This window comes from Amycolatopsis sp. NPDC051102, assembly GCF_040682815.1.
Taxonomy (GTDB): domain Bacteria; phylum Actinomycetota; class Actinomycetes; order Mycobacteriales; family Pseudonocardiaceae; genus Amycolatopsis.
In genome coordinates this window covers 78,763-100,711 of the sequence record NZ_JBFBBT010000019.1, presented here as the reverse complement: position 1 = coordinate 100,711, position 21,949 = coordinate 78,763, and the positions used below count along the sequence as shown (strand labels likewise).

25 protein-coding genes are annotated in these 21,949 nt (G+C 68.0%); 10 read left to right on the top strand and 15 right to left on the bottom strand.

All coding sequences use genetic code 11. The annotated features are described in order from the left end of the window. Positions 1–69 precede the first annotated feature (69 nt). From AB0M93_RS36900 to AB0M93_RS36880, 5 genes are all read left to right on the top strand, one after another. A complete protein-coding gene (locus AB0M93_RS36900; protein WP_364282797.1) occupies positions 70–495 on the top strand; it encodes a PPOX class F420-dependent oxidoreductase in 426 nt (141 codons plus the stop codon). Positions 496–999: 504 nt separating this feature from the next. Continuing rightward, positions 1,000–1,176: a hypothetical protein gene (locus AB0M93_RS36895; protein WP_364282794.1), complete on the top strand. Its 177-nt coding sequence runs from the start codon at positions 1,000–1,002 to the stop codon at positions 1,174–1,176. 63 nt (positions 1,177–1,239) lie between these two features. Beyond that, complete coding sequence (locus AB0M93_RS36890; protein ID WP_364282791.1) at positions 1,240–2,631, top strand: FAD-linked oxidase C-terminal domain-containing protein; 1,392 nt, start codon at positions 1,240–1,242, stop codon at positions 2,629–2,631. Between the two features lie 32 nt (positions 2,632–2,663). Beyond that, positions 2,664–2,936, top strand: coding sequence for a type II toxin-antitoxin system prevent-host-death family antitoxin (locus tag AB0M93_RS36885; protein WP_364282788.1), 273 nt, complete (start codon positions 2,664–2,666; stop codon positions 2,934–2,936). Continuing rightward, positions 2,936–3,340 carry a type II toxin-antitoxin system VapC family toxin gene (locus AB0M93_RS36880; protein WP_364282785.1) on the top strand — a complete coding sequence of 135 codons (405 nt, stop codon included), beginning with the start codon at positions 2,936–2,938 and terminating at the stop codon, positions 3,338–3,340. Before AB0M93_RS36885 ends, AB0M93_RS36880 begins: the two co-directional genes overlap by 1 nt. On the opposite strand, the gene AB0M93_RS36875 is transcribed toward AB0M93_RS36880, so the two are convergent. The 4 genes from AB0M93_RS36875 to AB0M93_RS36860 all read right to left on the bottom strand — a co-directional run bounded on the left by AB0M93_RS36875 (position 3,337) and on the right by AB0M93_RS36860 (position 6,288). Beyond that, positions 3,337–4,038: a VTT domain-containing protein gene (locus tag AB0M93_RS36875; RefSeq protein ID WP_364282781.1), complete on the bottom strand. Its 702-nt coding sequence runs from the start codon at positions 4,036–4,038 to the stop codon at positions 3,337–3,339. The two genes, AB0M93_RS36880 and AB0M93_RS36875, sit on opposite strands and share 4 nt — an antisense overlap. A 46-nt stretch (positions 4,039–4,084) precedes the next feature. After that, positions 4,085–4,447, bottom strand: coding sequence for a hypothetical protein (locus AB0M93_RS36870; RefSeq protein WP_364282778.1), 363 nt, complete (start codon positions 4,445–4,447; stop codon positions 4,085–4,087). Positions 4,448–4,472: 25 nt separating this feature from the next. Next, positions 4,473–5,624: an N-acetylglucosamine-6-phosphate deacetylase gene (gene nagA, locus AB0M93_RS36865; RefSeq protein WP_364283034.1), complete on the bottom strand. Its 1,152-nt coding sequence runs from the start codon at positions 5,622–5,624 to the stop codon at positions 4,473–4,475. Positions 5,625–5,715: 91 nt separating this feature from the next. After that, on the bottom strand, positions 5,716–6,288 hold the full coding sequence (locus AB0M93_RS36860) for a SigE family RNA polymerase sigma factor (protein WP_364283031.1): 573 nt from the start codon (positions 6,286–6,288) through the stop codon (positions 5,716–5,718). Positions 6,289–6,487: 199 nt separating this feature from the next. Here AB0M93_RS36860 and AB0M93_RS36855 point away from each other — a divergent pair, with 199 nt between their 5' ends. After that, on the top strand, positions 6,488–6,766 hold the full coding sequence (locus AB0M93_RS36855) for a YciI family protein (protein ID WP_364282775.1): 279 nt from the start codon (positions 6,488–6,490) through the stop codon (positions 6,764–6,766). On the opposite strand, the gene AB0M93_RS36850 is transcribed toward AB0M93_RS36855, so the two are convergent. The 6 genes from AB0M93_RS36850 to AB0M93_RS36825 all read right to left on the bottom strand — a co-directional run bounded on the left by AB0M93_RS36850 (position 6,761) and on the right by AB0M93_RS36825 (position 12,527). After that, complete coding sequence (locus tag AB0M93_RS36850; RefSeq protein WP_364282772.1) at positions 6,761–7,753, bottom strand: PDR/VanB family oxidoreductase; 993 nt, start codon at positions 7,751–7,753, stop codon at positions 6,761–6,763. The genes AB0M93_RS36855 and AB0M93_RS36850 overlap by 6 nt on opposite strands. Then, positions 7,750–8,607, bottom strand: a complete 858-nt coding sequence (locus tag AB0M93_RS36845; protein WP_364282769.1) for a metal-dependent hydrolase — start codon at positions 8,605–8,607, stop codon at positions 7,750–7,752. Before AB0M93_RS36845 ends, AB0M93_RS36850 begins: the two co-directional genes overlap by 4 nt. Beyond that, complete coding sequence (locus tag AB0M93_RS36840) at positions 8,604–10,076, bottom strand: NAD(P)/FAD-dependent oxidoreductase (protein ID WP_364282766.1); 1,473 nt, start codon at positions 10,074–10,076, stop codon at positions 8,604–8,606. The genes AB0M93_RS36845 and AB0M93_RS36840 overlap by 4 nt, the downstream gene beginning before the upstream one ends. Positions 10,077–10,157: 81 nt before the next feature. After that, positions 10,158–10,631 (bottom strand): pyridoxamine 5'-phosphate oxidase family protein, encoded by a 474-nt coding sequence (locus AB0M93_RS36835; protein WP_364282763.1) that lies wholly within the window; start codon positions 10,629–10,631, stop codon positions 10,158–10,160. Positions 10,632–10,633: 2 nt separating this feature from the next. After that, positions 10,634–11,545: an SDR family oxidoreductase gene (locus AB0M93_RS36830; RefSeq protein ID WP_364282760.1), complete on the bottom strand. Its 912-nt coding sequence runs from the start codon at positions 11,543–11,545 to the stop codon at positions 10,634–10,636. A gap of 55 nt (positions 11,546–11,600) precedes the next feature. Next, positions 11,601–12,527: an aldo/keto reductase gene (locus tag AB0M93_RS36825; protein ID WP_364282756.1), complete on the bottom strand. Its 927-nt coding sequence runs from the start codon at positions 12,525–12,527 to the stop codon at positions 11,601–11,603. Between the two features lie 73 nt (positions 12,528–12,600). Here AB0M93_RS36825 and AB0M93_RS36820 point away from each other — a divergent pair, with 73 nt between their 5' ends. The 3 genes from AB0M93_RS36820 (at position 12,601) to AB0M93_RS36810 (ending at position 15,412) form a co-directional block, all read left to right on the top strand. Further along, on the top strand, positions 12,601–13,422 hold the full coding sequence (locus AB0M93_RS36820; RefSeq protein ID WP_364282753.1) for an LLM class F420-dependent oxidoreductase: 822 nt from the start codon (positions 12,601–12,603) through the stop codon (positions 13,420–13,422). Positions 13,423–13,576: 154 nt separating this feature from the next. Beyond that, positions 13,577–14,608, top strand: a complete 1,032-nt coding sequence (gene fbaA / locus AB0M93_RS36815) for a class II fructose-bisphosphate aldolase (protein WP_364282750.1) — start codon at positions 13,577–13,579, stop codon at positions 14,606–14,608. Between the two features lie 141 nt (positions 14,609–14,749). Continuing rightward, positions 14,750–15,412, top strand: a complete 663-nt coding sequence (locus AB0M93_RS36810; protein WP_364282747.1) for an MBL fold metallo-hydrolase — start codon at positions 14,750–14,752, stop codon at positions 15,410–15,412. Here AB0M93_RS36810 and AB0M93_RS36805 read toward each other — a convergent pair. The 5 genes from AB0M93_RS36805 to AB0M93_RS36785 all read right to left on the bottom strand — a co-directional run bounded on the left by AB0M93_RS36805 (position 15,342) and on the right by AB0M93_RS36785 (position 21,209). Continuing rightward, complete coding sequence (locus tag AB0M93_RS36805) at positions 15,342–16,073, bottom strand: tetratricopeptide repeat protein (protein WP_364282744.1); 732 nt, start codon at positions 16,071–16,073, stop codon at positions 15,342–15,344. The two genes, AB0M93_RS36810 and AB0M93_RS36805, sit on opposite strands and share 71 nt — an antisense overlap. After that, a complete protein-coding gene (locus tag AB0M93_RS36800) occupies positions 16,060–17,745 on the bottom strand; it encodes an NB-ARC domain-containing protein (RefSeq protein WP_364282741.1) in 1,686 nt (561 codons plus the stop codon). Before AB0M93_RS36800 ends, AB0M93_RS36805 begins: the two co-directional genes overlap by 14 nt. A gap of 597 nt (positions 17,746–18,342) precedes the next feature. After that, a complete protein-coding gene (locus AB0M93_RS36795; RefSeq protein WP_364282739.1) occupies positions 18,343–19,542 on the bottom strand; it encodes an IS110 family transposase in 1,200 nt (399 codons plus the stop codon). 100 nt (positions 19,543–19,642) lie between these two features. Continuing rightward, entirely contained in the window at positions 19,643–19,825 is a 183-nt protein-coding gene (locus tag AB0M93_RS36790; RefSeq protein WP_364282736.1) for a hypothetical protein, read from the bottom strand. Positions 19,826–20,036: 211 nt separating this feature from the next. Continuing rightward, on the bottom strand, positions 20,037–21,209 hold the full coding sequence (locus tag AB0M93_RS36785) for a hypothetical protein (RefSeq protein ID WP_364282733.1): 1,173 nt from the start codon (positions 21,207–21,209) through the stop codon (positions 20,037–20,039). A gap of 286 nt (positions 21,210–21,495) precedes the next feature. Between AB0M93_RS36785 and AB0M93_RS36780 the strand changes: the two genes are divergently transcribed. Beyond that, positions 21,496–21,906, top strand: coding sequence for a DUF3151 domain-containing protein (locus tag AB0M93_RS36780; RefSeq protein ID WP_364282730.1), 411 nt, complete (start codon positions 21,496–21,498; stop codon positions 21,904–21,906). The last annotated feature ends 43 nt before the right edge of the window (positions 21,907–21,949 follow it).

Here is a 21,949-nt window from a genome sequence, read left to right as displayed (position 1 = left end):
GTCATATGCAAGCAGATTTCCTCCGGGTTGCGGCTGGAACAACGGGCGCCGCCGCCGGTTGGAAGGGGTATGACCGACGACACGGCGTTCCAGGAGTTCCTCGCCGCACGCCGCCACGGCGTCCTGGCCACGATCCGCCGCGACGGGCGGCCCCAGCTGTCCACCATCACCCACCTGTACGACCCGGAGACGAACACCATCACCGCGTCGATCACCGAGACCCGGGCGAAGGCGAAGAACATGCGCCGCGACCCCCGGGTGACGTTCCACGTGAGCAGCGAGGACGGCTGGAGCTACGTCGTCGCCGAGGGGCGGGCGTCGCTCACGGCACCGGCCGCGGCGACCGACGACGACACGGTGGAGGCGCTGGTCGGCTACTACCGGCGGGCGGCGGGCGAGCACCCGGACTGGGCCGAGTACCGCCAGGCCATGGTCACCGACCAACGGGTGCTGCTGACCATCCACGTCGAGAAGCTCCTCGGGCTGGTCCGCTGACCCCGGTCGCGTCCCGGCCCGTCCCGTTCCGTCCCGGGAAGAACGGGGGAACTTCCCGGGAACCATGATTGTTCTCATCGTTCCGCGCTTCTGTCGGTGTTTTCCGTGGCCCCCGAAATTCGGGGGCCTTCTCGCGGAAAAAGGAAGCGGTTGATGAAATACCGGAAGCTGATCACCGGTGGTGTGCTCGCACTGGGCGCGGTCGGCGGGGCGGTGGCCTTTCCCTGCCGGCCGACGCGGCGACGGCCGTCCAGCACGTGCTGCACGTCGTTCCGAACCCTCGAGCCCGAGCGAGGAGCAGGAGGCGGAGCTCAACGAAGCCGCCGCCGAGGCCGAGGCACCCGGTGCCGCGGTGTGCGACATCGACTGGAGGACATCATGGTTGCTACGGCCCCGGTACGGAAAAGCGCGGAAGAAACGGAAGGGCCGCCCGGTCGGCAGCGCCCGAAACGGCGTCTTCTGCTGTTGTCGCCATTCCTGATCGCCGGTATCTACGCCCTTTTCGTGGTGGCTTGGGTCGCCCCGCCGTCGCCGGTCAAGGAGCGGGTGCAGCCGGTGCTGAACGCGGCGTTCAAGCCCTACTTCCAGCAGACGTGGACGTTGTTCTCCCCCAATGACGCGGACTTCGTCAACTACGACGACACCACGGCACTGGCGGTCTTCCAGGCCGAGGCGGGGTGAGGGCCTCCGTCAAGTTCGAAAGAAAATTTCCGCACTGCGGACTGCCGGGCTTACCATGAGGCCATGAGCGACGAAGCTTTGGTCACCCGGCTCCGCGACCTGCTCGGCAAGAGCGCCGTGCTCACCGACTCCGACGTCACCACCTCCTACGCCCGCGACATGATGCCGCTGGCGCCGTCGGGCACGCCGCTCGCCGTGGTCCTGCCCGCGAACGTTTCGGAGGTGCAGGCGGTCGTCAAGGCGTGCGCCGAGGCCAAGGTGCCGATCGTGCCGCGCGGGGCGGGCAGCGGCCTGTCCGGCGCGGCCAACGCCATCGACGGCTGCGTCACGCTGTCGCTGACCAAGCTGAACGAGATCGTCGAGATCGACGCGGGCAACCGGCTCGCGGTCGTCCAGCCGGGCGTGGTCAACCTGGACTTCCGCAACGCCGTGGAGAAGCACGGGCTGTTCTACCCGCCGGACCCGTCGAGCTACGACTGGTGCACGATCGGCGGCAACCTGTCGACCAACGCGGGCGGCCTCTGCTGCGTGAAGTACGGCGTGACGACGGATTCGGTGCTCGGCCTCGAGGTGGTCCTGGCCGACGGGTCGTTGCTGAAGACGGGCCGCCGCACGGTCAAGGGCGTCGCGGGCTACGACCTGGCGCGGCTGTTCGTCGGCAGCGAGGGCACGCTCGGGGTGATCACGCAGGCCACGGTCCAGCTCAAGCCGCTGCCGCAGGCACCGGCCACGCTGGTCGCGGGCTTCAGCACCACGGAGGCGGCCGGCGAGGCGGTGGCGCGGGTCGTCCGCGAGGGCCTGGTGCCGTCGCTGCTGGAGATCATGGACGCGTCGTCGATCAAGGCGTCCGAGGCGTACCTCAAGACGGACCTGGGCGCGGGCTCGGACTGCCAGGCGCTGCTGCTGGGCCAGTCCGACGCGGGCGGCGAGGTGGCCCGCCGCGAGCTGGCGGCGTTGGAGCAGATCTGTCTCGACTGCGGCGCGGACCTGGCGTACACGACGGAGGACCTGGAGGAGGGGCGCATGCTCCTGCAGGCCCGCCGGGTGGTCCTGACGGCCCTGGAGACGTACGGGCTGTGGCTCACCGACGACGTGTGCGTCCCGCGCACGCGCATCGCGGAGCTGATCCGCGGCTGCGAGAAGATCAGCGCCGAGGTGGGACTGCGCATCGCGGTGGTCGGCCACGCGGGCGACGGCAACATGCACCCCACGATCGTCTACCAGCCGGACGACCCGGACGAGTTCGCGCGGGCGCAGCGCGCGTTCGACGAGATCCTCGAGGTCGGGTTGTCCCTGGGCGGGACGGTGACCGGCGAGCACGGGGTCGGGAAGATCAAGCGCGAGTGGCTGGCCCGGGAGATCGGGCCGGTGGGGCTGCGGGTGCACCGGCAGATCAAGCAGGCCCTGGACCCGGAGAACCTGTTCAACCCGGGCTCGATGTTCTCGATGACCTAGGTCGTACTACGGACTTGTACTACACTGGTTCCGTGAACCAGGTAGCTGTGCGCGAGCTGAACCAGGACACCGCCGGCGTGCTGGCCAGGGTGAAGGCCGGGGAGGACGTCGAGATCACTGAGCGCGGCACGGTGATCGCCCGCATCGTCCCGGCGCAGCCGAGCCCGGTCGCGGCCTTGATCGCTTCGGGAAAGCTGCACCCGGCCTCGGTGAACGGGCCGATGCCGCGTCCGCACGGACCGGTCCGGACCGATCTCGAAGCCGGAGAGCTCGTTCGCGCGCTTCGCGACGACGAACGGTACTGATGATCTACCTGGACACCGCCGCCCTGGTGAAGCTGATCCGCCACGAGGCCGAGAGCGAGGCGCTGGTCGACTGGCTGGACGAACGGCAGGGCACCATGCTCGTCACGTCGACGTTGGCCGAGGTCGAAGTGTCGCGGGCTCTCCTGCGCAGCGATCCCGGCCTGCTGACCGACGTCCCCGCGGTGCTGGCGCGGGTCGCCAAGTACGAGATCGACGAGGTGGTGCGGCGGACGGCCGCTGCCTACCCCTCGCCCGACCTCCGCTCGCTGGACGCCATCCACCTCGCCACCGCTCACGCCGTGTTCGGCAGGCAGCTCACGTCCTTCGTCACCTACGACAAACGCCTGCTCGCCGTGGCCGAAGCGGTGGGCCTTCCGACCGACAGCCCGGGTGCGGACGCCTAGTCCTTGATGCGCGGGATCCGCTGCGTGACCTCGGGGTCGGTCTCGACAGCCGCCTTCTTCTCGCGGCGCGACTTCAGGTACTCCAGGCCGATCGGGACCACCGACACCAGCACGATCAGCACGAAGATCGCGTCGACGTTGTTGCGGATGAACGAGATGTTGCCCAGCAGCGAGCCCAGGATCGTGATGCCCGCCGCCCAGAGGATGCCGCCGAGCACCGTGTACGTGAAGTAGCGCTTCGGGTCCATACGGCCGATGCCCGCGATCCACGTGATGAACGTCCGGACGAACGGGACGAACCGGGCCAGGACCACCGCCTTCGGGCCGTGCTTCTCCAGGAACTCGTGCGTCTTGTCGACGTACTCGCGCTTGAAGAACTTCGAGTCCGGGCGGTTGAACAGCTTCGGGCCGGCGAAGTAGCCGAGGTAGTAGCCGACGACGTTGCCGAGCAGCGCCGCGACCACCACCAGCACGCAGACCAGCCACAACGGCGCGTCGAGCGTGCCGTTCGCGATGAACAGGCCCGCCGTGAACAGCAGCGAGTCACCGGGCAGCACCGGGAAGATGCTGCTCTCGATGAAGATGATCAGGCACAGCACCGCGATGACCGGCGTCGTCAGGCCGCTCAGCAGGTGCTGCGGGTCCAGCCATGACGGCAGCAGCGACATCGTGTTGACCGTGCTCTGGGCGAGAATCACCTGGAAAACGGTACAGGGTCACCCTGAGTCGTGACTGAGACCCGCCTCAGACCAGCGTCAGCAGGCCCACCACGGACCCCGCCGCCAGTCCCAGCAGCACCGCCAGCATCAGGATCCAGTACGCGGGCAGCTGCGTGGACGTCCGCGCCGGCTCCGGGCGCGGGGCGAACGCCGTGGGCGCTTCGGAGGCCGCGTCCAGGGCCGCCCGCTCGCGCTCCAACGAGTCCGCGCCGGCCCCTGAGAGCAGCCCGTACGCCGACGGCAGCTCGTTGATCGCGCTGGTCGGGACGGCTTCGGTGGCCGGCTCGGCGGCTGGCGGCGACGGCGGTGGCGACGCCTGCGGGGCGAAGACGGCTTGCGCGCGAAGGGCGTCCGCCAGCAACTGCTCGGGGTCCTTCGGCTCGCTCATCTCCGCCCGTTCGCTCGCAGTAAACCTATGTGCTCAAGGTAGCCCTACCCACCTCGGCGACCCATTCTCCCCGGCGCAGCACCTTCGCCGGCCGCAGGTCCTGGTCGAGGACCACGATGTCGGCCTGGTAGCCGGAGCACAGCATGCCCGTGCGGTCGGCGATGCCGAGCAGCTCCGCGGGCCGTTGCGACGTCGCGTGCACCGCGTCGAGGATGCCGAGTTTGGCACCCCCGACCAGATTGCGGAAGGCGGTGTCCATCGTCAGGGTGCTGCCGGCCAGCGAGCCGTTGTCGGCGAGGGTGGCGACGCCGTCGTGCACGTCGACCTCGAGGCGGCCCAGCGTGTAGCGGCCGTCCGCGGCGTCGGTGGCCGACATCGCGTCCGTGATGAGGACCGTCCGGTTCCGGCCCGCGTGCTTCGCCGCCAGCCGCACCACCGTCGGGTGCAGGTGCACCAGGTCGCAGATGAGCTCGATGGTGATGCGCTCGTCGTCCAGCAGCGCGCCGATCGGGCCGGGCTCGCGGTGGTGCAGCGGCCGCATGCCGTTGAACAGGTGGGTCGCCACCGTCGCGCCCGCGTCGATCGCCGGCAGCAGCTGCTCTTCGACGCCGTCGGTGTGCCCGATCGCGGCGATGACGCCGGACTCGGCCAGCTGGCGGACGGCCTTCACGCCGCCGTGCAGCTCCGGCGCGATGGTGACCATCCGGATCGCGCCCTGGCCCGCGCGCAGGAGCTTCTCGACCGTGCCGGTGTCCGGTTCGAGCAGGGTCTCCGGGTCGTGCGCACCGCAGCGGGCCTTCGAGATGAACGGCCCCTCCAGGTGGATGCCCGCGACCTCGCCGTCTTGGACGAGCTCACGCAGCGCGGCGACCTGCTCACGCAGGATGTCCACCGGGTCGGAGACCAGGCTGGCGAGCATGGTGGTGGTGCCGTGACGGCGGTGCGCGCGCACCGCCGTCAGGAGTTCCTCGGGATCGAGGGAGGTGAACGAAGCACCTCCCCCGCCGTGGCAGTGGGTGTCGATGAACCCGGGCACGACGAGTGCCCCGCCGACGTCGACGTGTTCGCCCGATGGCGGGGTCCCGGAACCCACGCCGGCGATCCGCCCGTCGGAGACGGCCACCCAGCCGTCGTCGAGTAAACGGTCCGGGGTTGCCACCCGGCCGCCCATGATCACGAAATCTCCGGCGCCTCTCACGCACCCCAGCATATATTGGTCTGGACCAAGCATGGTGATACGACTCAGTGATCGGAATGGTCCACCCGGGTCACTGTGGGGTCTGCATGGCCTTCTGGAGTGCCTCGAGCGCCCGGCTGGCGGTCGATTTGACGGTACCCTTGGAAATGCCTGCGGCCTCAGAGATTTCTGCCTCGCTCAGCCCGCCGTAGTACCGCAGCACCAGCACTTCGCGCTGGCGGGGCGGCAGCTTGGACAGCGCGCTGACCACCGCCTGGTGCTCGCTGGAGAGCATCGCGAGGCTCTCGGCGGACCGCGCGTTGACCGCGTGCGGCGGCACGTACTCGCGGGCGGTCTTGCGGCGGCGCAGCACGCTGCGCGACCCGTTGACCACGGCGGTGCGCAGGTAGCCGACGGCGGCCGCGGCGTCCCGGAGCCTGCCCCAGTTGCGGTGCAGGCCGGTGAAGGCCTCCTGGACGACGTCTTCCGCCGTCGCGGGCTCGTCGACCAGCAGAATCGCCAGCCGGACCAGCCGCATGCGGTGCTGGCGGTAGAGGTCTTCGAGGGTCAGCGGGGCCGGTGTCTGCGCCGGCGCCGGACCGTCCATGACCCGCAGGTGGCCGAGGGTTGCCTCGACGCTGCGTTCCGCATTGCCCTCGAGCATGAACCCCTGCCTGTTCTCGACCCCGGTTTGCACGGTGTGCCGCGTCAGCAGGTTCACGGTATTCACAGCGCTCACACAGGTACTGACGCACGCCCAGCCTATCGGGTTCAAGGACCGGTGCCACAGATCGGATGCTGGTACAGAACCGTGACACGGGTAGCGTCGGGTTCGTCCCGCCCGCCCGACCCCGGAGATCCACATGGCCTGGTTCCTCGTCGAAATCACCTACGTCCAGGAGAAGATGCCGGACGTCCGGCCGCGCCACCGCGAGTTCCTCGCGAAGCTGGCCGAGGAGGGCCGCGTCGCGGTCGCCGGGCCGCTCGGCGACGGCACCGGCGGCGTCACGCTGTACCAGGCCGACGACGAGGCGCACCTCAAGGAGACGATCGACCGGGACCCGTACTTCCTGGAGGGCGTCATCGCCGAGCGGAGCGTCCGCGAGTTCAAGCCGGTGATCGGCGCCTGGCTGCCGTCATAGGTCGAGCACGGCGGTGCCGCGGTCGACGCACACCCGCATCGACCCGCCGCCGGCCGTCGGCACCGCGCAGGTCCCGCAGAAGCCCTGGCGGCACGAGTACGGCGTCCCGGGCCTCGTCTCGCGGAGGACGTCCAGTGCCGTCCGGTCGTCCGGCACCTCGAGTACCACTCCTGACCTGCGCAAAGTGAGCTGGAACGGCGCCCCGGCGACGATCGGCGGCGGGGCGAACCGTTCGAAGTGGACGGCCGTGGCCGTGGTGAGCGCCAGGTCGGTCCGGACGCCGGTGATCATCGCCACGGGGCCGCAGCAATAGACCGACGCGCCGTCCGGGAGACCTTCGAGGAGCTCGGCGCCGGACGCCGGGACGCCGTACTCGGTGTCCGGGCGGATCCACACGCAGTCGTCGTCCGGCAGCTCGCCGAGGAACGGCATCGACTCGCGGCTGCGCCCGGTGTAGACCAGCCGCCAGTCCGCGCCCGCGTCGGCGCAGTGGTGGACCATCGGCAGGATCGGCGTGATCCCGATGCCGCCGGCGACGAACAGGAACGGCCCGCGCCCGACGAAGGGGAACGCGGTCCGCGGGCCGCGGACGGTCACCCGCGTGCCCGGCGTGAGGGCGTGGACTTCGGCCGACGCGGCGCCGAGCTTCCGGACGGCGATCCGGTAGTGCGAGCGGTCGGCGGGGTCGCCGCAAAGCGAGTACTGCCTGGTCAGACCGGACGGCAGTACGAGGTCGACGTGCGCGCCCGGCCGCCAGGCGGGCAGCGGGCCGCCGTTCGCGAGCCGCAGGCTGACGACGTCGTCGGCTTCGGGCCGGATCGTTTCGACTGTCAGCGAAAGGTCGCGGTTCACCGTGCGGACGGGCGGCCGCCGTCGGCCGCTGAATTGCGACAACCGGCGGTAAACGCCCACGACACCGACCAAAGTGGACATCAGGTGGTCGGTGCGCTCGCTGCCGTCCAGCCGGGTGGGGCGGCCGAGCGTCACCCGGCCGCCCGGGCCGCGGGCGAACTCGCCAGGTAGTCCACCGCCTGCTCGGTGTTCCCGGTCTCCGACGGGTGGTACGACCGCCGGAAGTACGGCCGGATCTCCCGCAGCAGCTCCCGCCCGGTCGGCAGCAGCCCCCGCTTCGCCGCCCGCCGGTAGGCCCGCAGGGAGGCGCGGCCCGGGCGCGCCGGGTCGGTGCGCATCAGGTACCGCGTCCCCCGCGCGAAGACCCAGGCCAGCACCGGCGTCACCGCCGCCATGCTCCGGACCCGCCGCCCGTACCGGCCGTCGAGGTGCATGAACACGTCGAACGCCACCGACCGGTGCTCGACCTCCTCGGCGCCGTGCCAGCGCAGCAGGTCCAGCATCACCGGGTCGGCGCCTGCCGCCGCCAGCGGCGCGTCGAGCACCCACTGGCCCAGGAACGCTGTGTAGTGCTCGATCGCGGCGATGATCCCCAGCCGCTCGACCAGCCACTCTTCGGCGGCCCGGCCGGTCAGGTCGCGGTCGCCGAGCAGCTTCCGGAACAGCCACTCCATCTGCGCCACGAACGGCCGGACGCGCACGCCCGCCGCCTCCAGGTGGGCCGCCGCGCCGTCGTGGGCCTCGGCGTGGACCGCCTCCTGGCCGATGAAGCCGCGGACGTCCTCGGCCAGCCGCGGGTCGCGGATCAGCGGCAGCGCCTGCTTGAACACCTCGACGAACCAGCGCTCGCCCTCGGGCAGCGCCAGGTGCAGCACGTTGATCGTGTGCGTGGCCTGCGGTTCGCCGGGGATCCAGTGCGCCGGCAGCGCCGCCCAGTCGAACCGGACGTCCCGGGCGTGCAGGACGAGCTGTTCGTCCGGCGAGGTCATGACGCGCGGCCGGACAGTTCGTAATCGGCCGGGTCGACCTTGCGCGTCTCGAGCCAGTAGCGCCAGGTGAAGCCGGGCCAGATCGTCCGGTTCACGCCCTGGGCGTCGAGGTACCAGCTCTTGCAGCCGCCCTGGGTCCAGACGCCCTTGACCAGTTTGTCCTGGATCTCCTGCTGGAACTCGTCCTGCACGCCCGGCCGGACGTCGAGGGCGGCGGCGCCGCGCGAATCGGCGAGCTTGATGGCGTCGACGACGTACCGCGACTGCGACTCGATCATGAACACCACCGAGTTGTGGCCGAGCGCGGTGTTCGGGCCGAGCAGGAAGAACAGGTTCGGGTAGCCGGACACGGTGATGCCCTTGTGCGTCCGCATGCCCTCGGCCGCCCACTCCTTGGCCAGGCTGCGGCCGTCGACGCCGGTGATGTCGAGGTACTCGAGCGCGTCGGTCACCTTGAAGCCGGTGCCGTAGATGATGGCGTCGACCTCGTGCTCGACCCCGGCGGAGTCGACGATCGAGTGCGCCTTGACCTCTTTGATCCCGGAGGTGTTCACGTCGACGTTGGGGCGGGCCAGCGCCGGGTAGTAGTCGTTGGAGATCAGGACGCGCTTGCAGCCCATCGTGTAGTCCGGCGTGACCTTCTTGCGCAGCGCCGGGTCCTTGATGCCCTTCGCGATGTTCCGCTTCGCGATCAGCTCGCCGGCCTTCATGATCGCCGGGTGGCCGTTGAAGCCGATGGCCCGCGCTTCGAGCAGCCAGTACAGCGCGTTGCGGTACAGGCGCTGGGTGCCCGGGACGCGCTTGAACAGCGTCTGCGCCCACGACGGCATCGCGTGGTCGGGCTTGGGCATGATCCACGGCGGCGTCCGCTGGAACAGTGTCAGCTCGGCGACGTCGGGGGCGATCTTCGGGACGAACTGGACGGCGCTGGCGCCGGTGCCGACCACGGCGACCTTCTTGCCGCGCAGGTCGTACTCGTGGTTCCACCGCGCGGAGTGCCACGTCTGACCCTGGAAGTTTTCGATCCCGGGCAGCTCCGGGATCTGCGGGATGTGCAGGCCGCCGACGCCGGAGACGAGGAACTGCGCGACGAACTCGCGGCCGTCCTTGGTCGTCGCCGTCCAGCGGCGCTCGCGCTCGTCCCAGTGGGCGCCGGTGAGCTCGACGCCGAACCGGATCTTCTCGCGCAGCCGGTACTTGTCCGCGACGCCCTTGAGGTAGTCGAAGATCTCCGGCTGCGGCGAGAACGACCGCGACCAGCCCGGGTTCTGCTCGTACGAGAACGAGTACATGTGCGACTGGACGTCGCACGCGCACCCGGGGTAGGAGTTGTCGCGCCAGGTGCCGCCCACCTCGGTGGCCTTCTCCAGGATCACGTAGTCCCGGATGCCGGCCTTTTCGAGCTGGATCGCCTGGCCGAGCCCGGAAAACCCGGTGCCCACGATCACGACCTTGAACCGCTCGGTCATCTGTCGGCCTCCGCTGCGTCGAGTTGGCTGCCCAGATGACGTTACCTCAGGTAACAGTTACTTGGAAGTACTGCCTACCGATCAGTACGTCCCGCCGAGCTTGCCGTGGTCCCAGCTGACGACCTTGGTCGGCCGGAACACCAGGCCGATGCGTTTCGCGGCCTGACCTGCGATGAAGGCTTGCAGCTCGGCCGGTGCGGGGTCACCCGGCTTGGCGCCCGAGTACCGCTGCATGAGTGCCGTACCCATCCGGGTGACCTCTTCGACGTCCTCGACGATCTCGACGTCGGCCTCGAACGAGACGCCGCGGAGCTTCTCGTAGCTGTCGCCGTCCTCGACCAGCACGGTCGCCTCCGGCAGCCGCCGGAAGTTCTTCGCCTTCTGCGACGTGCCGTACGTCCAGGTCGCGACGCCGTCTTCGTGCGGGAAGTACCAGAGCGGCGCGAGGTGCGGGCGGCCGTTCGGGCCGACGCTGGCGACGTTGATGACCTTCTGGCCGTCGAGGTACGCGCGGACCTCGGCCTCGGTCATCCTGATCTGGTCGCGACGGGACATCTTCACCCCTTGGTGGCGGCCCGCCCGCCGTGGCCGGTGACCGCCGACTCGAACGCGCCGCGCGCCTCGATGTCGGCCAGCGCGGCCTTGTCCGCCGACGGTACCCGGCTGCGCGAGCCGATCTCGATCACCGGCGGCAGGAACGCGCGGAACAGCTTGAGCCCGCCGACCCAGCGCGGCACGTGGATGGTCCGGGCGCGCTTGAGGATGCCCGCTTCGAGGTCGTCCAGGGCGACGTCCAGCGGGTAGGTCTTGCCGATCAGGCCCGGCATCGACGCGCGGAGCTTGCCGAACACCGGGTGCGCGTCGGCGCTCTCGACGAGGTCGGTGCGGATCCACGTCGGGTGCGCGACGCCGACCTTGACGCCCAGGTGGGCGACCTCGGCGCGGAGGCTGTTCGAGAAGGCTTCGACGCCGGCCTTCGCGGCGGAGTAGTTGGCCATGCCCGGCGCGTGCGTGATCGCGGCGAGGCTGGAGATGGCCAGCAGGTAGCCCTTGCGCTCGATGACGTGCGGGAGCGTGACGCGGAACGTCCGCCAGACGCCGAGCAGGTCGACCTCGATGACCTTCTCGAACGCGGCCCGGTCGACCGAGCGGACGAAGCCCGCGGTCGCGATGCCGGCGTTGGCGATGACGATGTCGATCCCGCCGAAGTGCTCGACGACGCCCTTCGTTGCGGTTTCGAGGGCGTCCCAGCTGGTGACGTCGGCTTCCCAGGCGCGCGCGTTCGGCCCGATCCGATCGGCGACCTTCTGCTGCTCCTCGGCTTCGAGGCCGACGAGGGCGACCTTGGCGCCGCGGGCGGCCAGCCGCTGGGCGAGCCCGGCGCCGATGCCACGCGCCGCGCCGGTGATCAGGACGACCTTGCCGTCGACCTTCTTGGTGCCGCTCAGCAGCGAAAACGGGTTGGCCACGGTGCCCTCCTAGACGTCACTTGAGGGCACCGTACCTCAACTTACCCGCGGTAAGCTACCCAAGAGTAGGGGCACTTTCACGTGAAAGTGCCCCTAGTTCTTCTGAGGTCAGCTCGAGCGTGACCGACGCGATCAGGTCGGTGAGCTGCTCCGGGGTGCGGGCGCTGGCGATCGGGGCGGCGACCGTCGGCTGCTGCCGCAGCCAGGCCAGCGAGACCGCGGCGACCGAGGCGCCGTGTGCGCTCGCGACCTCGTCGAGCTTGGCCAAGACCCGTTCGCCGCCATTGTCCAAATAGGACTCCGCGCGGGCTGCGCGCGGGCTGTCGCTTTCAGTGCCCTTGGTGCGGTACTTGCCGGTGAGGAAGCCCTTCGCGAGGGCGAAGTACGGCAGCGTGGCGAGGCCTTCGCGGGCGACGAGCGGGGCGAGGTCGCGCTCGTAGTCCCGCTCGACGAGGTTGTAGTGCGGCTGCAGCACCGCGTACCGCGCGAGGCCGTTGCGGTCCGAAATGGACAGTGCTTCGGCGAGCCGCTCGGCGCGGTAGTTCGAGGCGCCGAGGTAGCGGACCTTGCCCGCGCGGACCAGGGCGTCGAACGCTGCCAGGGTCTCTTCGAGCGGGGTGTCCGGGTCGTCGCGGTGGGCGTAGTAGAGATCGATGTGGTCGGTCTTCAGCCGCCGCAGCGAGTCCTCGGCCGCGGCCTGGATGTTCTTCGCCGACAGGCCCGGCCGGCCGTCCCACATCCCGACCTTGGTCGCGACGACGACGTCGTCACGGTTGCCGCGCGCGGTCAGCCAGTTGCCGAGGATTTCCTCGGACCCGCCGCCCCCGCCGTAGAGGTCGGCAGTGTCCACGAAGTTGCCGCCGGCCGCGGTGTAGGCGTCCAGCACGGCGAAGGACTGCGGCTCGTCGGCTGTCCAGCCGAAGACGTTGCCGCCGAGGTTGAGCCCGTAGACGTCGAGGTCGGTGTTACCCAGCTTGGTCATGCTTTCGACGGTAGTCTTCCCGCGGCCGGGGAACCCGGGAGGAAAATCGCCATCTCGTGCGTTGGGGTGTTCCATGGCAATCGAACTCGGCAAGCTCGGTATCTGGCGGCACTACTCGGGCGTCGACGCGCAGTTCGCGGCGGAGGCGGAGAAGCTCGGCTACGGCGCGATCTGGCTGGGGGCGTCCCCGAGCGGAGACCTCGCCTACGTGGACGACCTCCTGGCGGCGACGGACCGCCTGGTCATCGCGACCGGCATCGTGAACATCTGGCAGGACGAGCCCGCGGACATCGCCCGCGTGTACGAACGGATCGTGGCCAAGTACCCGGACCGCTTCCTGCTCGGCGTCGGCGCGGGCCACCCCGAGGCGTCCAAGGAGTACAAGAAGCCGTACGCGGCGCTGGTCGACTACCTCGACGGCCTGGACGCGGCGGGGGTCCCGGTGGCCGGCCGTGCCCTGGCGGCGCTCGGCCCGAAGGTCCTCGAGCTGGCCGGCGACCGGACGGCGGGCGCGCACCCGTACCTGACCACGCCGGAGCACACGCGGGGAGCTCGCGAGATCCTGGGCGAGGGCAAGCTGCTGGCCCCGGAGCAGAAGGTGGTCCTCGGCACCGACGCCGCCGAGGCCCGCGCGATCGGCCGCAACACCGTGAAGTTCTACCTGGGGCTGTCGAACTACGTCGCCAACCTGCGCAAACTCGGCTTCACGGACGAGGACGTCGAAGGCGAGGGCAGCGACCGCCTGGTCGACGCGCTGGCCCTGCACGGCGACGCGGCCACGATCGCGACGGGCGTCCGCGCCCACCTCGAAGCGGGTGCCGACCACGTCAACATCCAGGTGCTGAACGAGGACCCGTGGCCGGCGTACCGCGCGCTGGCGTCCGAGCTGCTGTGATCCTCGTCCGGCCGCCGGTTCGCCCGGCGGCCGGACACACCCCCTTCTGAACCGATTCCACGTGCGGAAAAGTTTCTGCCCGGGGACCGGTGTGCGGCGGCGGTACACCTCGTACGATGCGGTCGGGACCACCCTGTGCCAAGGAGGAGTAACGATGCCCATCGCCACCCCCGAGGTCTACGCGGAGATGCTCGACCGGGCCAAGGCGAACGAGTTCGCCTACCCGGCCATCAACGTGACCTCGTCCGAAACCGTGAACGCCGCCATCCGCGGCTTCGCCGAGGCGGAGAGCGACGGCATCATCCAGTTCTCCACCGGCGGTGCCGAGTTCGCGTCCGGCCAGAAGGTCAAGGACATGGTGACCGGCGCGACCGCGCTCGCGGAGTTCGCCCAGGTCGTGGCGGCGAAGTACGACGTGAACGTCGCGCTGCACACCGACCACTGCCCGAAGGACAAGCTGGACGGCTTCGTCCGCCCGCTGATCGAGATCTCGGCCGAGCGCGTCAAGAACGGCCAGAACCCGCTGTTCCAGTCCCACATGTGGGACGGCTCGGCGATCGACCTCGACGAGAACCTCGAGATCGCGGCCGAGCTGCTGGCCAAGACGGCGGCGGCGAAGATCATCCTCGAGGTCGAGATCGGCGTCGTCGGCGGCGAAGAGGACGGCGTCGAAGCGGAGATCAACGAGAAGCTGTACACCGCCGAAGGCGACTTCCTGAAGACGATCGACGCGCTCGGCGCCGGTGAGAAGGGCCGCTACCTGCTGGCGGCGACGTTCGGCAACGTCCACGGCGTGTACAAGCCGGGCAACGTGAAGCTGCGCCCGGACGTGCTGAAGGGCGGCCAGGAGGCGGCGTCGAAGAAGCTCGGCCTGGACGCGGGCTCGAAGCCGTTCGAGCTGGTCTTCCACGGCGGCTCGGGCTCGCTGCCGGAGGAGATCCGCGAGGCGGTGTCCTACGGCGTGGTGAAGATGAACGTCGACACGGACACGCAGTACGCGTTCACTCGCCCGATCGTGGACCACTTCTTCAAGAACTACGACGGCGTCCTGAAGATCGACGGCGAGGTCGGCAACAAGAAGGTCTACGACCCGCGCTCGTACCTGAAGGCGGCCGAGGCCGGCATGGCGGCCCGGGTCGTCGAGGCCTGCCAGGCTCTGGGTTCGGCGGGGACGAAGCTCAAGTAGTCACCCGCGGAAGGCCGCCACGGTGCTCCGTGGCGGCCTTCGGTGTGTCAGGACGAGGGGATCGCCCCGACGTACACAGGCGAGGTCACCACCGGCGGCCCGCCGGACGTGCGCGAGACGTCCGGCTGACGATCGCGAAGGTTGTCGGTCGGCACTATCGACAACAACGCGTACCTGCGCTGCCGCACGACGGGCGAGCAGCTCCTGATCGACGCGGCGGCGGACCCCGCGACCCTGCTGGAGCCGGCCGGCGAGGCGGGCCTGACCTCGATCGTCGCGACTCACTGCCACTGGGCCCACTGGACAGCGCCGGCGGAGGTGGCCTCGGCAACGGGGCACGGACGTACGCGATCGTCACGACGTGGAAGGCGTCGACCCGCAAATCGACCTCCCGGGAACGGCGGCGACACGATCCGCGTGGGCGAGGTGTCCGTGACGGCCCGCCACCTGGTCGACCATTCGCCGGGCAGCATCGCGTTGCTGTATCGCGGCCCATCGGGCATCCGGCGCCTGTTCACGGGCGATTCCCTGTTTCTGGGCTGGGTGGGCGACACGCAGAAAGACCCGGCGCGGTTCGCGTCGCTCGACGACGTGGAGAAGAAAATCTTCGCGGAGCTGCCGGACGAGGCGTGGATCTACCCGGGTGACGGCAAAGATACGACACTGGGTGCGGAGCGCCCGAGTCTCCGGAGTGGCAAGCCCACGCCTGTTGAGGAGGGCCGACTGGGGCCGTCTATCGACGTTGCAGGCTATCCCAATCTTCAGGGCTCAGCATTTGATTCTCTTTCATGCTCTGCAAGGTAGAGCTCAGCTCGCTGGCCCGGATTGCCGCAAATTCGGAATCCATGGAGGAAAAGATATCCAGAGCACGCTTCCAATGCTGTGCAGCTTCATCGAATAGATCGAGTTCAAAGCATACTCTGCCGAGGTTGTTCAGTACGTACGCTTCGGCGCCGCGCTCGCCCAGATCTTTCTCGACTTGGAGACATTTTCGATAATGATCTGCAGACTCTTGCCAATTCCGTTCGTTCTCGCTGCAGATCGCCAGACCAAAAAGCGCCTCGCCCTCACTTCGGGCTTCGCCGAGGGAGTGAGACAGAGCGAGCGCTTCGAGATGACATAGTCGCGCACTTTGAAAATCAGTTGTAGCGATCCTGTTCTGACCCAGGAGATTAAGGACGTGGGCCTGGAGGTGAGAGTCGCCCAATCTTTTCGCCAACTCAATGGCTTGACAACAAGATTCATCAACGGACTGCAATAGGCCAAGCGTACGGTATGCGATCGCAAGATTAGTGTAGGCCATTGCCTCTGCCCTCCGGTCCCCGCACTGCCGAAACAGGGGGATCGAACTGAGCGTGGCCTCCACTGCCTCGTCCGAGCGTCCGAGGCCCTCATAGGCCAATCCCAGGTTAACCAGCGCCCGAGCCTTATCGCGCGGGTCGTAACGCAAGTCAGTGAACTGCAACGTCAGCTCGATCTGCTCGGCGGCAGCGTGATGCTCCCCCAATTCCAGGTAGGCGAGCCCAATATTTCCTTGAGCGCCGACCACGTTGTGAAATTCCCGCAAATGGTGAAAAATTCGATGCCTCCCGATGCTCCTCTATTGCTTCGGAATGCAGGCCGGTTTCGCGATAGGCTATGCCAAGGTTGTTCCTGGTTCTCGCTTCCTTGTGTAGATCGCCAAGTTCAAGAGAAGCAGTCAACGCTGCGCGATGCGTAGCGATCCAGTCCGACCAACGCTGACGCATGTGAAAAAAGTTGCACATTACGGCAGGTAAATCAAGAGCATATGCATACTGTTCATGCGCGAGCGCCAAATTTACCGATGAGGCGATGCTCTGACACTCGGCATCCAGCCAAGCAAGAGCTGATTCGTACGTATCGAAATCAGTAGACGAGCGGGTCGAATTAACGTCCACCGAGCAGAGATGACTGTCGGCATTCTTCGCAGCCTTCAAATAGTAGGACAACATCCGCCCAAGTGCTTCTCTGTATCCAGGGTCGGACGATGCATGTTCGCTTGCATAGGCGCGGACCAGGTCATGCATCTTCCATCGCTTGAATCCGCGAACGAACACCAAGTGTGCACGTGCTAGCTGCGTGAGCACACGTCGAGTCTTTGGGACGTCGAAGTCGCACAAAGCCGCGATCGCTTCGATGCCAACGTCGACACCTGGATTGATTGTCATCATTCGAAAAAGATGGGCTTGATCGCCATCTAGGCAAGTATAGGACAAATCAAATGCCGCGCGAACTGCGAGATTGCCATCGAAGGTCAGCTCCGACAATCTATATTTTTCGTCGCGCATCGCGTCGACGAGGTCAGACAGAGGTCTGTCAGGAGTGATAGCCAACAAAGCGGCGGCAATATGAACCGCTAGCGGCAGTCGGTCACACAGCTCAACTAGCTGGGCGGCTGAACCCGATTCAATGGAACACCTCTCGTCGTTAGGATAGGCCGCTGTGAGCTCCTGCCTGAGTTGATCCAAGGATTCTCTAGGTGACAGAACGCTGAGGTTGAATACTCGGCTGCCTTGTACTCCGAGGCTGTGTCGACTTGTAATTAGAAATCTATTTACTTCGCCTCCGGCGAGAAACGGTTGAACCTGTTCAGATGACGACGCGTTGTCCAGCAAGATCAAAGTTGATAGGTTCGCCGCTGCACGCTCGGATAGTGCAGATCTCCACAGCAACTCCCTCGCTGCCCGGCCGTTTGGAATCTGCTCGCGCGTGACTCCTATCGCCTGCAGCAGAGTCTCTAAAGTATCCGTGGCATCCGGACGTTGTTCGGACGTGTCGTAGCCCTGTAGATCCACGAAGATTACTCCACCAGGAAACCATCCAGATTCGACGGCATGGTGTGCCGCCTGCACAGCAAGCGCAGTCTTACCCACACCACCCAGGCCAGTCACTGTTGCCGACGCGGGACCAGCGAGCATCGGAGAAGCAGGCTTCAGCACGTGGATCAGCTCGTTCAGTTCTTGGTCACGCCCGACGAAGAGAGGCTGAATGGGGAGGCCCGCGACGGCGGGCTTGGCAGGCGCCGGAAGAGCTATCGTGATGTCCCTCCCCTGCACGACGGAACCAGTGATGATCGCCGCGCGCGCTTTGTTCGAGGTGCAGGCCCTATCAGACATGTCGCTATCTTGCTCCGGTCGAGGAGAGGGCCACATCCGGGCCCCGTGAACGTCGGGATGTGCGCCTTCATCGCGCGCGTGGCCGGCGTGTCAAATGGAGACGGCAAGCAAACGTGTCACCAGTGACGTCTCCGTTGTCGTCGGACAACAAGAATCAGTGAAACGCCTATGAACTAACAAGCAGCACGTGCCAAATCTCCCGGCTTTGACGAGCGCATCTGGTGCTCCTGCTGCGGCTACAGGGCTGACGTGAAGTCCTGTGACCGGTCACCGCTTCGTCCCACGTCCTTACAGAGGCCAGGTCGACGCGACATATTCACCGCTCGTGTGATCCATCCTTCTGGGCGGAGTGGCGCGGCACGGACACGACACCGACTCGGAGCGCCCTGCATCCCGGAGTGGGGAGCCCGCGGCTGGTGACGGACGGCAGGGCAGCTATGGACGGTCCGTAGCTGCTCTTCGGAGGTCCGCTGCTGTCAGACCTCGACGACCTCGAGCAGGACTCCCGGTCTCCGGAAGTAAACGCAGGTGTCGAGCACACTTGGCTCATGCAGGTTAGCCAGGTGGCCGGCCCCGGGGGGTGTCCCTATGTGGTTGTCAAGCCGCAGCGGGAGCTGGTTCGGGGTGGCGGTAGTGGGTGCCGTTGCGGAGCATGGCGTAGAGGACGTCGCAGCGGCGGCGGGCCAGGCAGATCAGCGCAGCGTTGTGCTTCTTGCTCTCAGCTCGTTTGCGGTCGTAGTAGGCCCTGCTGGTCGGATCCGACAGAGCGGCGAACGCGGCGAGGAAGAACGCGCGTTTGAGCTGGCGGTTGCCGGTTCGAGCAGGGTGTTCGCCCTTGATGCTGGTGCCGGAGCTGCGGGTGACCGGGGCGATGCCGGCGTAGGCCGCCAGATGCCCCGAGGAGGCGAAGTTGGAGGCGTCGCCGACCTCGAGCAGGATGCGGGCTGCGGTCCTGACGCCGATGCCGGGCATCGAGGTCAGGACCCCGGCAAGAGGGTGCGCATCAAGGATCCCCTCAACCTGCTCGGCAACCTGTTTCCGCTGCAGGAGAACGGCTTTCAAGCTGTCGGCCAGCCGCGGCAGCACGGTGTCCGCGGCGACGGTGCCCGGGACGGTGACGGTCTGCTCGCCGAGCGCGGTCATGATCGCCTCGACCAGCCGTTCGCCCATGCGGGGTGCGTGGACCTTGGCGATGGCGGTGAGTTTGCGGCGGCCGGCCTTGGCGATGCCGGCCGGTCCGCCGCAGCGGGAGAGGATCTCCAGCACCGCGGGGTGGCTGATCCGCGGGCCGATGGCGTGTTCGAGAGCGGGATGGATGCCGGTGAGCAGGCCGCGGATGCGGTTGGCGATGCGGGTGGCTTCGCCTGCGAGGTCGTCGTCGAACCCGACCAGGACCTCCAGCTCGGCCAGGGCGTCGTCGCCGACGTCGACCGGGCGCAGCGTGTGGGGCAGCGAGCGGGCCGCGTCGGCGATGATGAACGCGTCCCGGGCGTCGGTTTTGGCGCGGCCGGGGTAAAGGTCGGCGATGCGGCGCATCGCCAGGCCGGGCAGGTAGGCGACCTGGTGCCCGAGGTCACGGGCGACCGCGACCGGCAATGCCCCGATCGTGGCGGGCTGGTCGACCACCACCAGCAGCGGCCCGTGCTGGGCGAGTTTGTCGAACAGGGCTTTCAGCTTGGGCTCGGTGTTGGGCAGCGGCCCGTCATGCAGCCGGTTGCCGTCCGGGTCGAGGCCGACCGCGTGATGGGCTTCTTTACCGACGTCCAAGCCGAGAAACACGCTGAAGCTGCTGCTCATCCACCAGCCGTTCGTTCGCCGCGAGTGATCACCGGGTTGGGCATCGATGGCCGGCACCCACGTTACGACGAGACCTACCAAGCTGGTGGCCGTGTCCCTATCAGCGGTCCCTCGATGCCACCAGACCCGGTGACACCACCCCCGGATCATGCCTTCGACTGGGGGCGCAAGTCATGCCGGGCCTGGTGACCACCACTCCCTGGTCGGGAGCCACGAAAAAGGTAACGGGGGCGTTGTCAATCAGCCGATCTTCGTCGAAGAACTCGTCGATGTCCTTGCGCATCTCAGCCGGGTCGAATCGCGGGAGACGACGATGCTTGGCGATCAGTTCCTCGGTAGTGAGCCGACGCCGCTGGGTCAGCGGGCGCAGCTCGGCGAGCTCTTCGCCGTTGCGCGTGACTTGAAAGTCTCACCGGCCTCCACAGCGTCCAGGGGGCCTCGAGTTCGTCGCGAAGCACGTCTTCACTGATGATCTTCATCGAGCGAGTATGAGGCTACGCCGGGATTTGCCTCGCGGACCAGCGGCGCGAAGCCGGGCCGGCCGCCGCCCACAGGACGAACACCCCGGCCAGGACCACCGCGGCCGTCCAGTACGCCGCCGGGGGTGCCGACTCCGTGTGCGCGTCTCCCAGCACCCACGGCCGGAACTGCGACTGCAGCCAGAACGCTCCGTACCCGAACGCCGTCACCAGCAGCGCCCCGGCCGCCGCGCGCACGACGCCGTGGCTCATCGCGAACGCCAGGTCCACCGCCAGACCCACGAAGAGCAGGTAGAACGGCACCGTCGAAACCGGAAACCCCAGCCCGAGCAGCAGCGGCCACATCACCGACCGGTAGGCCACGTACGCCAGCGCCACCGACGAAGCCGCCCAGCGGAAACCCAGCGTCTTGCGCGCCAGGACCAGGATCAACGCCATCACGCCGATGCCCCACAGCGGGTACACCCACTCCGGGATCGGCATCGTGAAGTGCAGCACCGCCGTCCGGTCGACCGGGTGGCCGATCTGGTTGGCCGCGAAGTCCAGCAACGACTTCTCCGCCTCCGGCGCCCCGCGCTCCCACGCGCGCAGGCCGAGGATGCCGTACTCCTGCTGGCCGTTCGGGAAGAACGTGTTCTCCAGGAAGAACGCCCACAGGCCGAGCAGCACGCCGGTCCGGAAGCGGCCCGGCGGCGCGAACCGCAGCCAGCCCAGCAGGACGCCCGCCTGCATGATGCCCGTGCCCAGGTAGAGCATCATGTGGGACGGGCTCCACGCCGTGAGGTCCAGGCCGTTGACGCGGTGGTTGATGACGTCCAGCGGGGCCGCGACCAGGAACGTCAGCAGGCCGATCTGCATCAGCCGCAGCGAGCGCTTGTCACACCCCAGGCCCGTGTAGCTGTGGATCGCCACCAGCACCACGATGATCACCGTGCCGACGGTGTTGATCAGGTGCGGGGGTGCCAGGTCGTCGCGCAGCCAGCGGAAGTGCCACGACATGTCCCACGACGAGCCCAGCAGCTTGAAGGCGAACGCCACCAGCCACATTCCGTAGCAGAAGCGGAGCACCCAGTCCGGTGTCGGCTGCCCGGCGGCGCCGCGGTGCCAGTGCCGCGTGAAGAACAGCCGCGTCTTGCCGATCGGACTGCGCGGGATCACGTCCACCGGGACGTCGACTGCCTTGGCCATGCCGGACATCATGGCCGGTCATGGTCACGAGTGGGTCAGGACCGTGGCAAAGGACGCGAAAATCGGGGTTCCCCCTACCTTCCTCCCCACCACCACCCTCAACGGAGGCGCTTCGCGCCCGGGTTCACCCCTACGGGTGGCGGACTTGCTTCCGGCGGCCCCCGGTTGGCATGGTGTCGCGCCATGATGCCGAAACGAGTTGTCGCGGGCGTGCTGGTCGCCGCCCTGGTGCTGGCCGGAGCCGGGGTGCTGGGGACCCTCTTCCTGTAGAGGCACAATGGGCGGCATGACGCACAACCTGCTCGGCCCCGAGCCGACGCTGCTGCCCGAGCACACCGCCGCCCAGGCCGCGCTCGACGCCGGGACCGACCCGGCCACCGTCGCCGCCGAACACCCGGACTACAGCGAGGCGTGGGCCTCGCTGGCCGAGAAGGCCTTCGACGCGGGCGAGACCGTCGCCGCGTACGCGTACGCCCGGACCGGCTACCACCGGGGTCTCGACCAGCTGCGCCGCGCGGGCTGGAAGGGCTTCGGCCCGGTGCCCTGGTCGCACCGCCCGAACCAGGGCTTCCTGCGCGCCCTCGCCGTCCTGGGCAAGGCCGCCGGGAAGATCGGCGAGACCGAAGAGTACGACCGCTGCCGCACCTTCCTCGCCGACTCCGACCCCGCCGCCGCGGAAGCCACCGGCCTGAAGTGACCCACCCGTCGTGAGTGGTAAGGCGCGTTCTAACTCGCCTTAC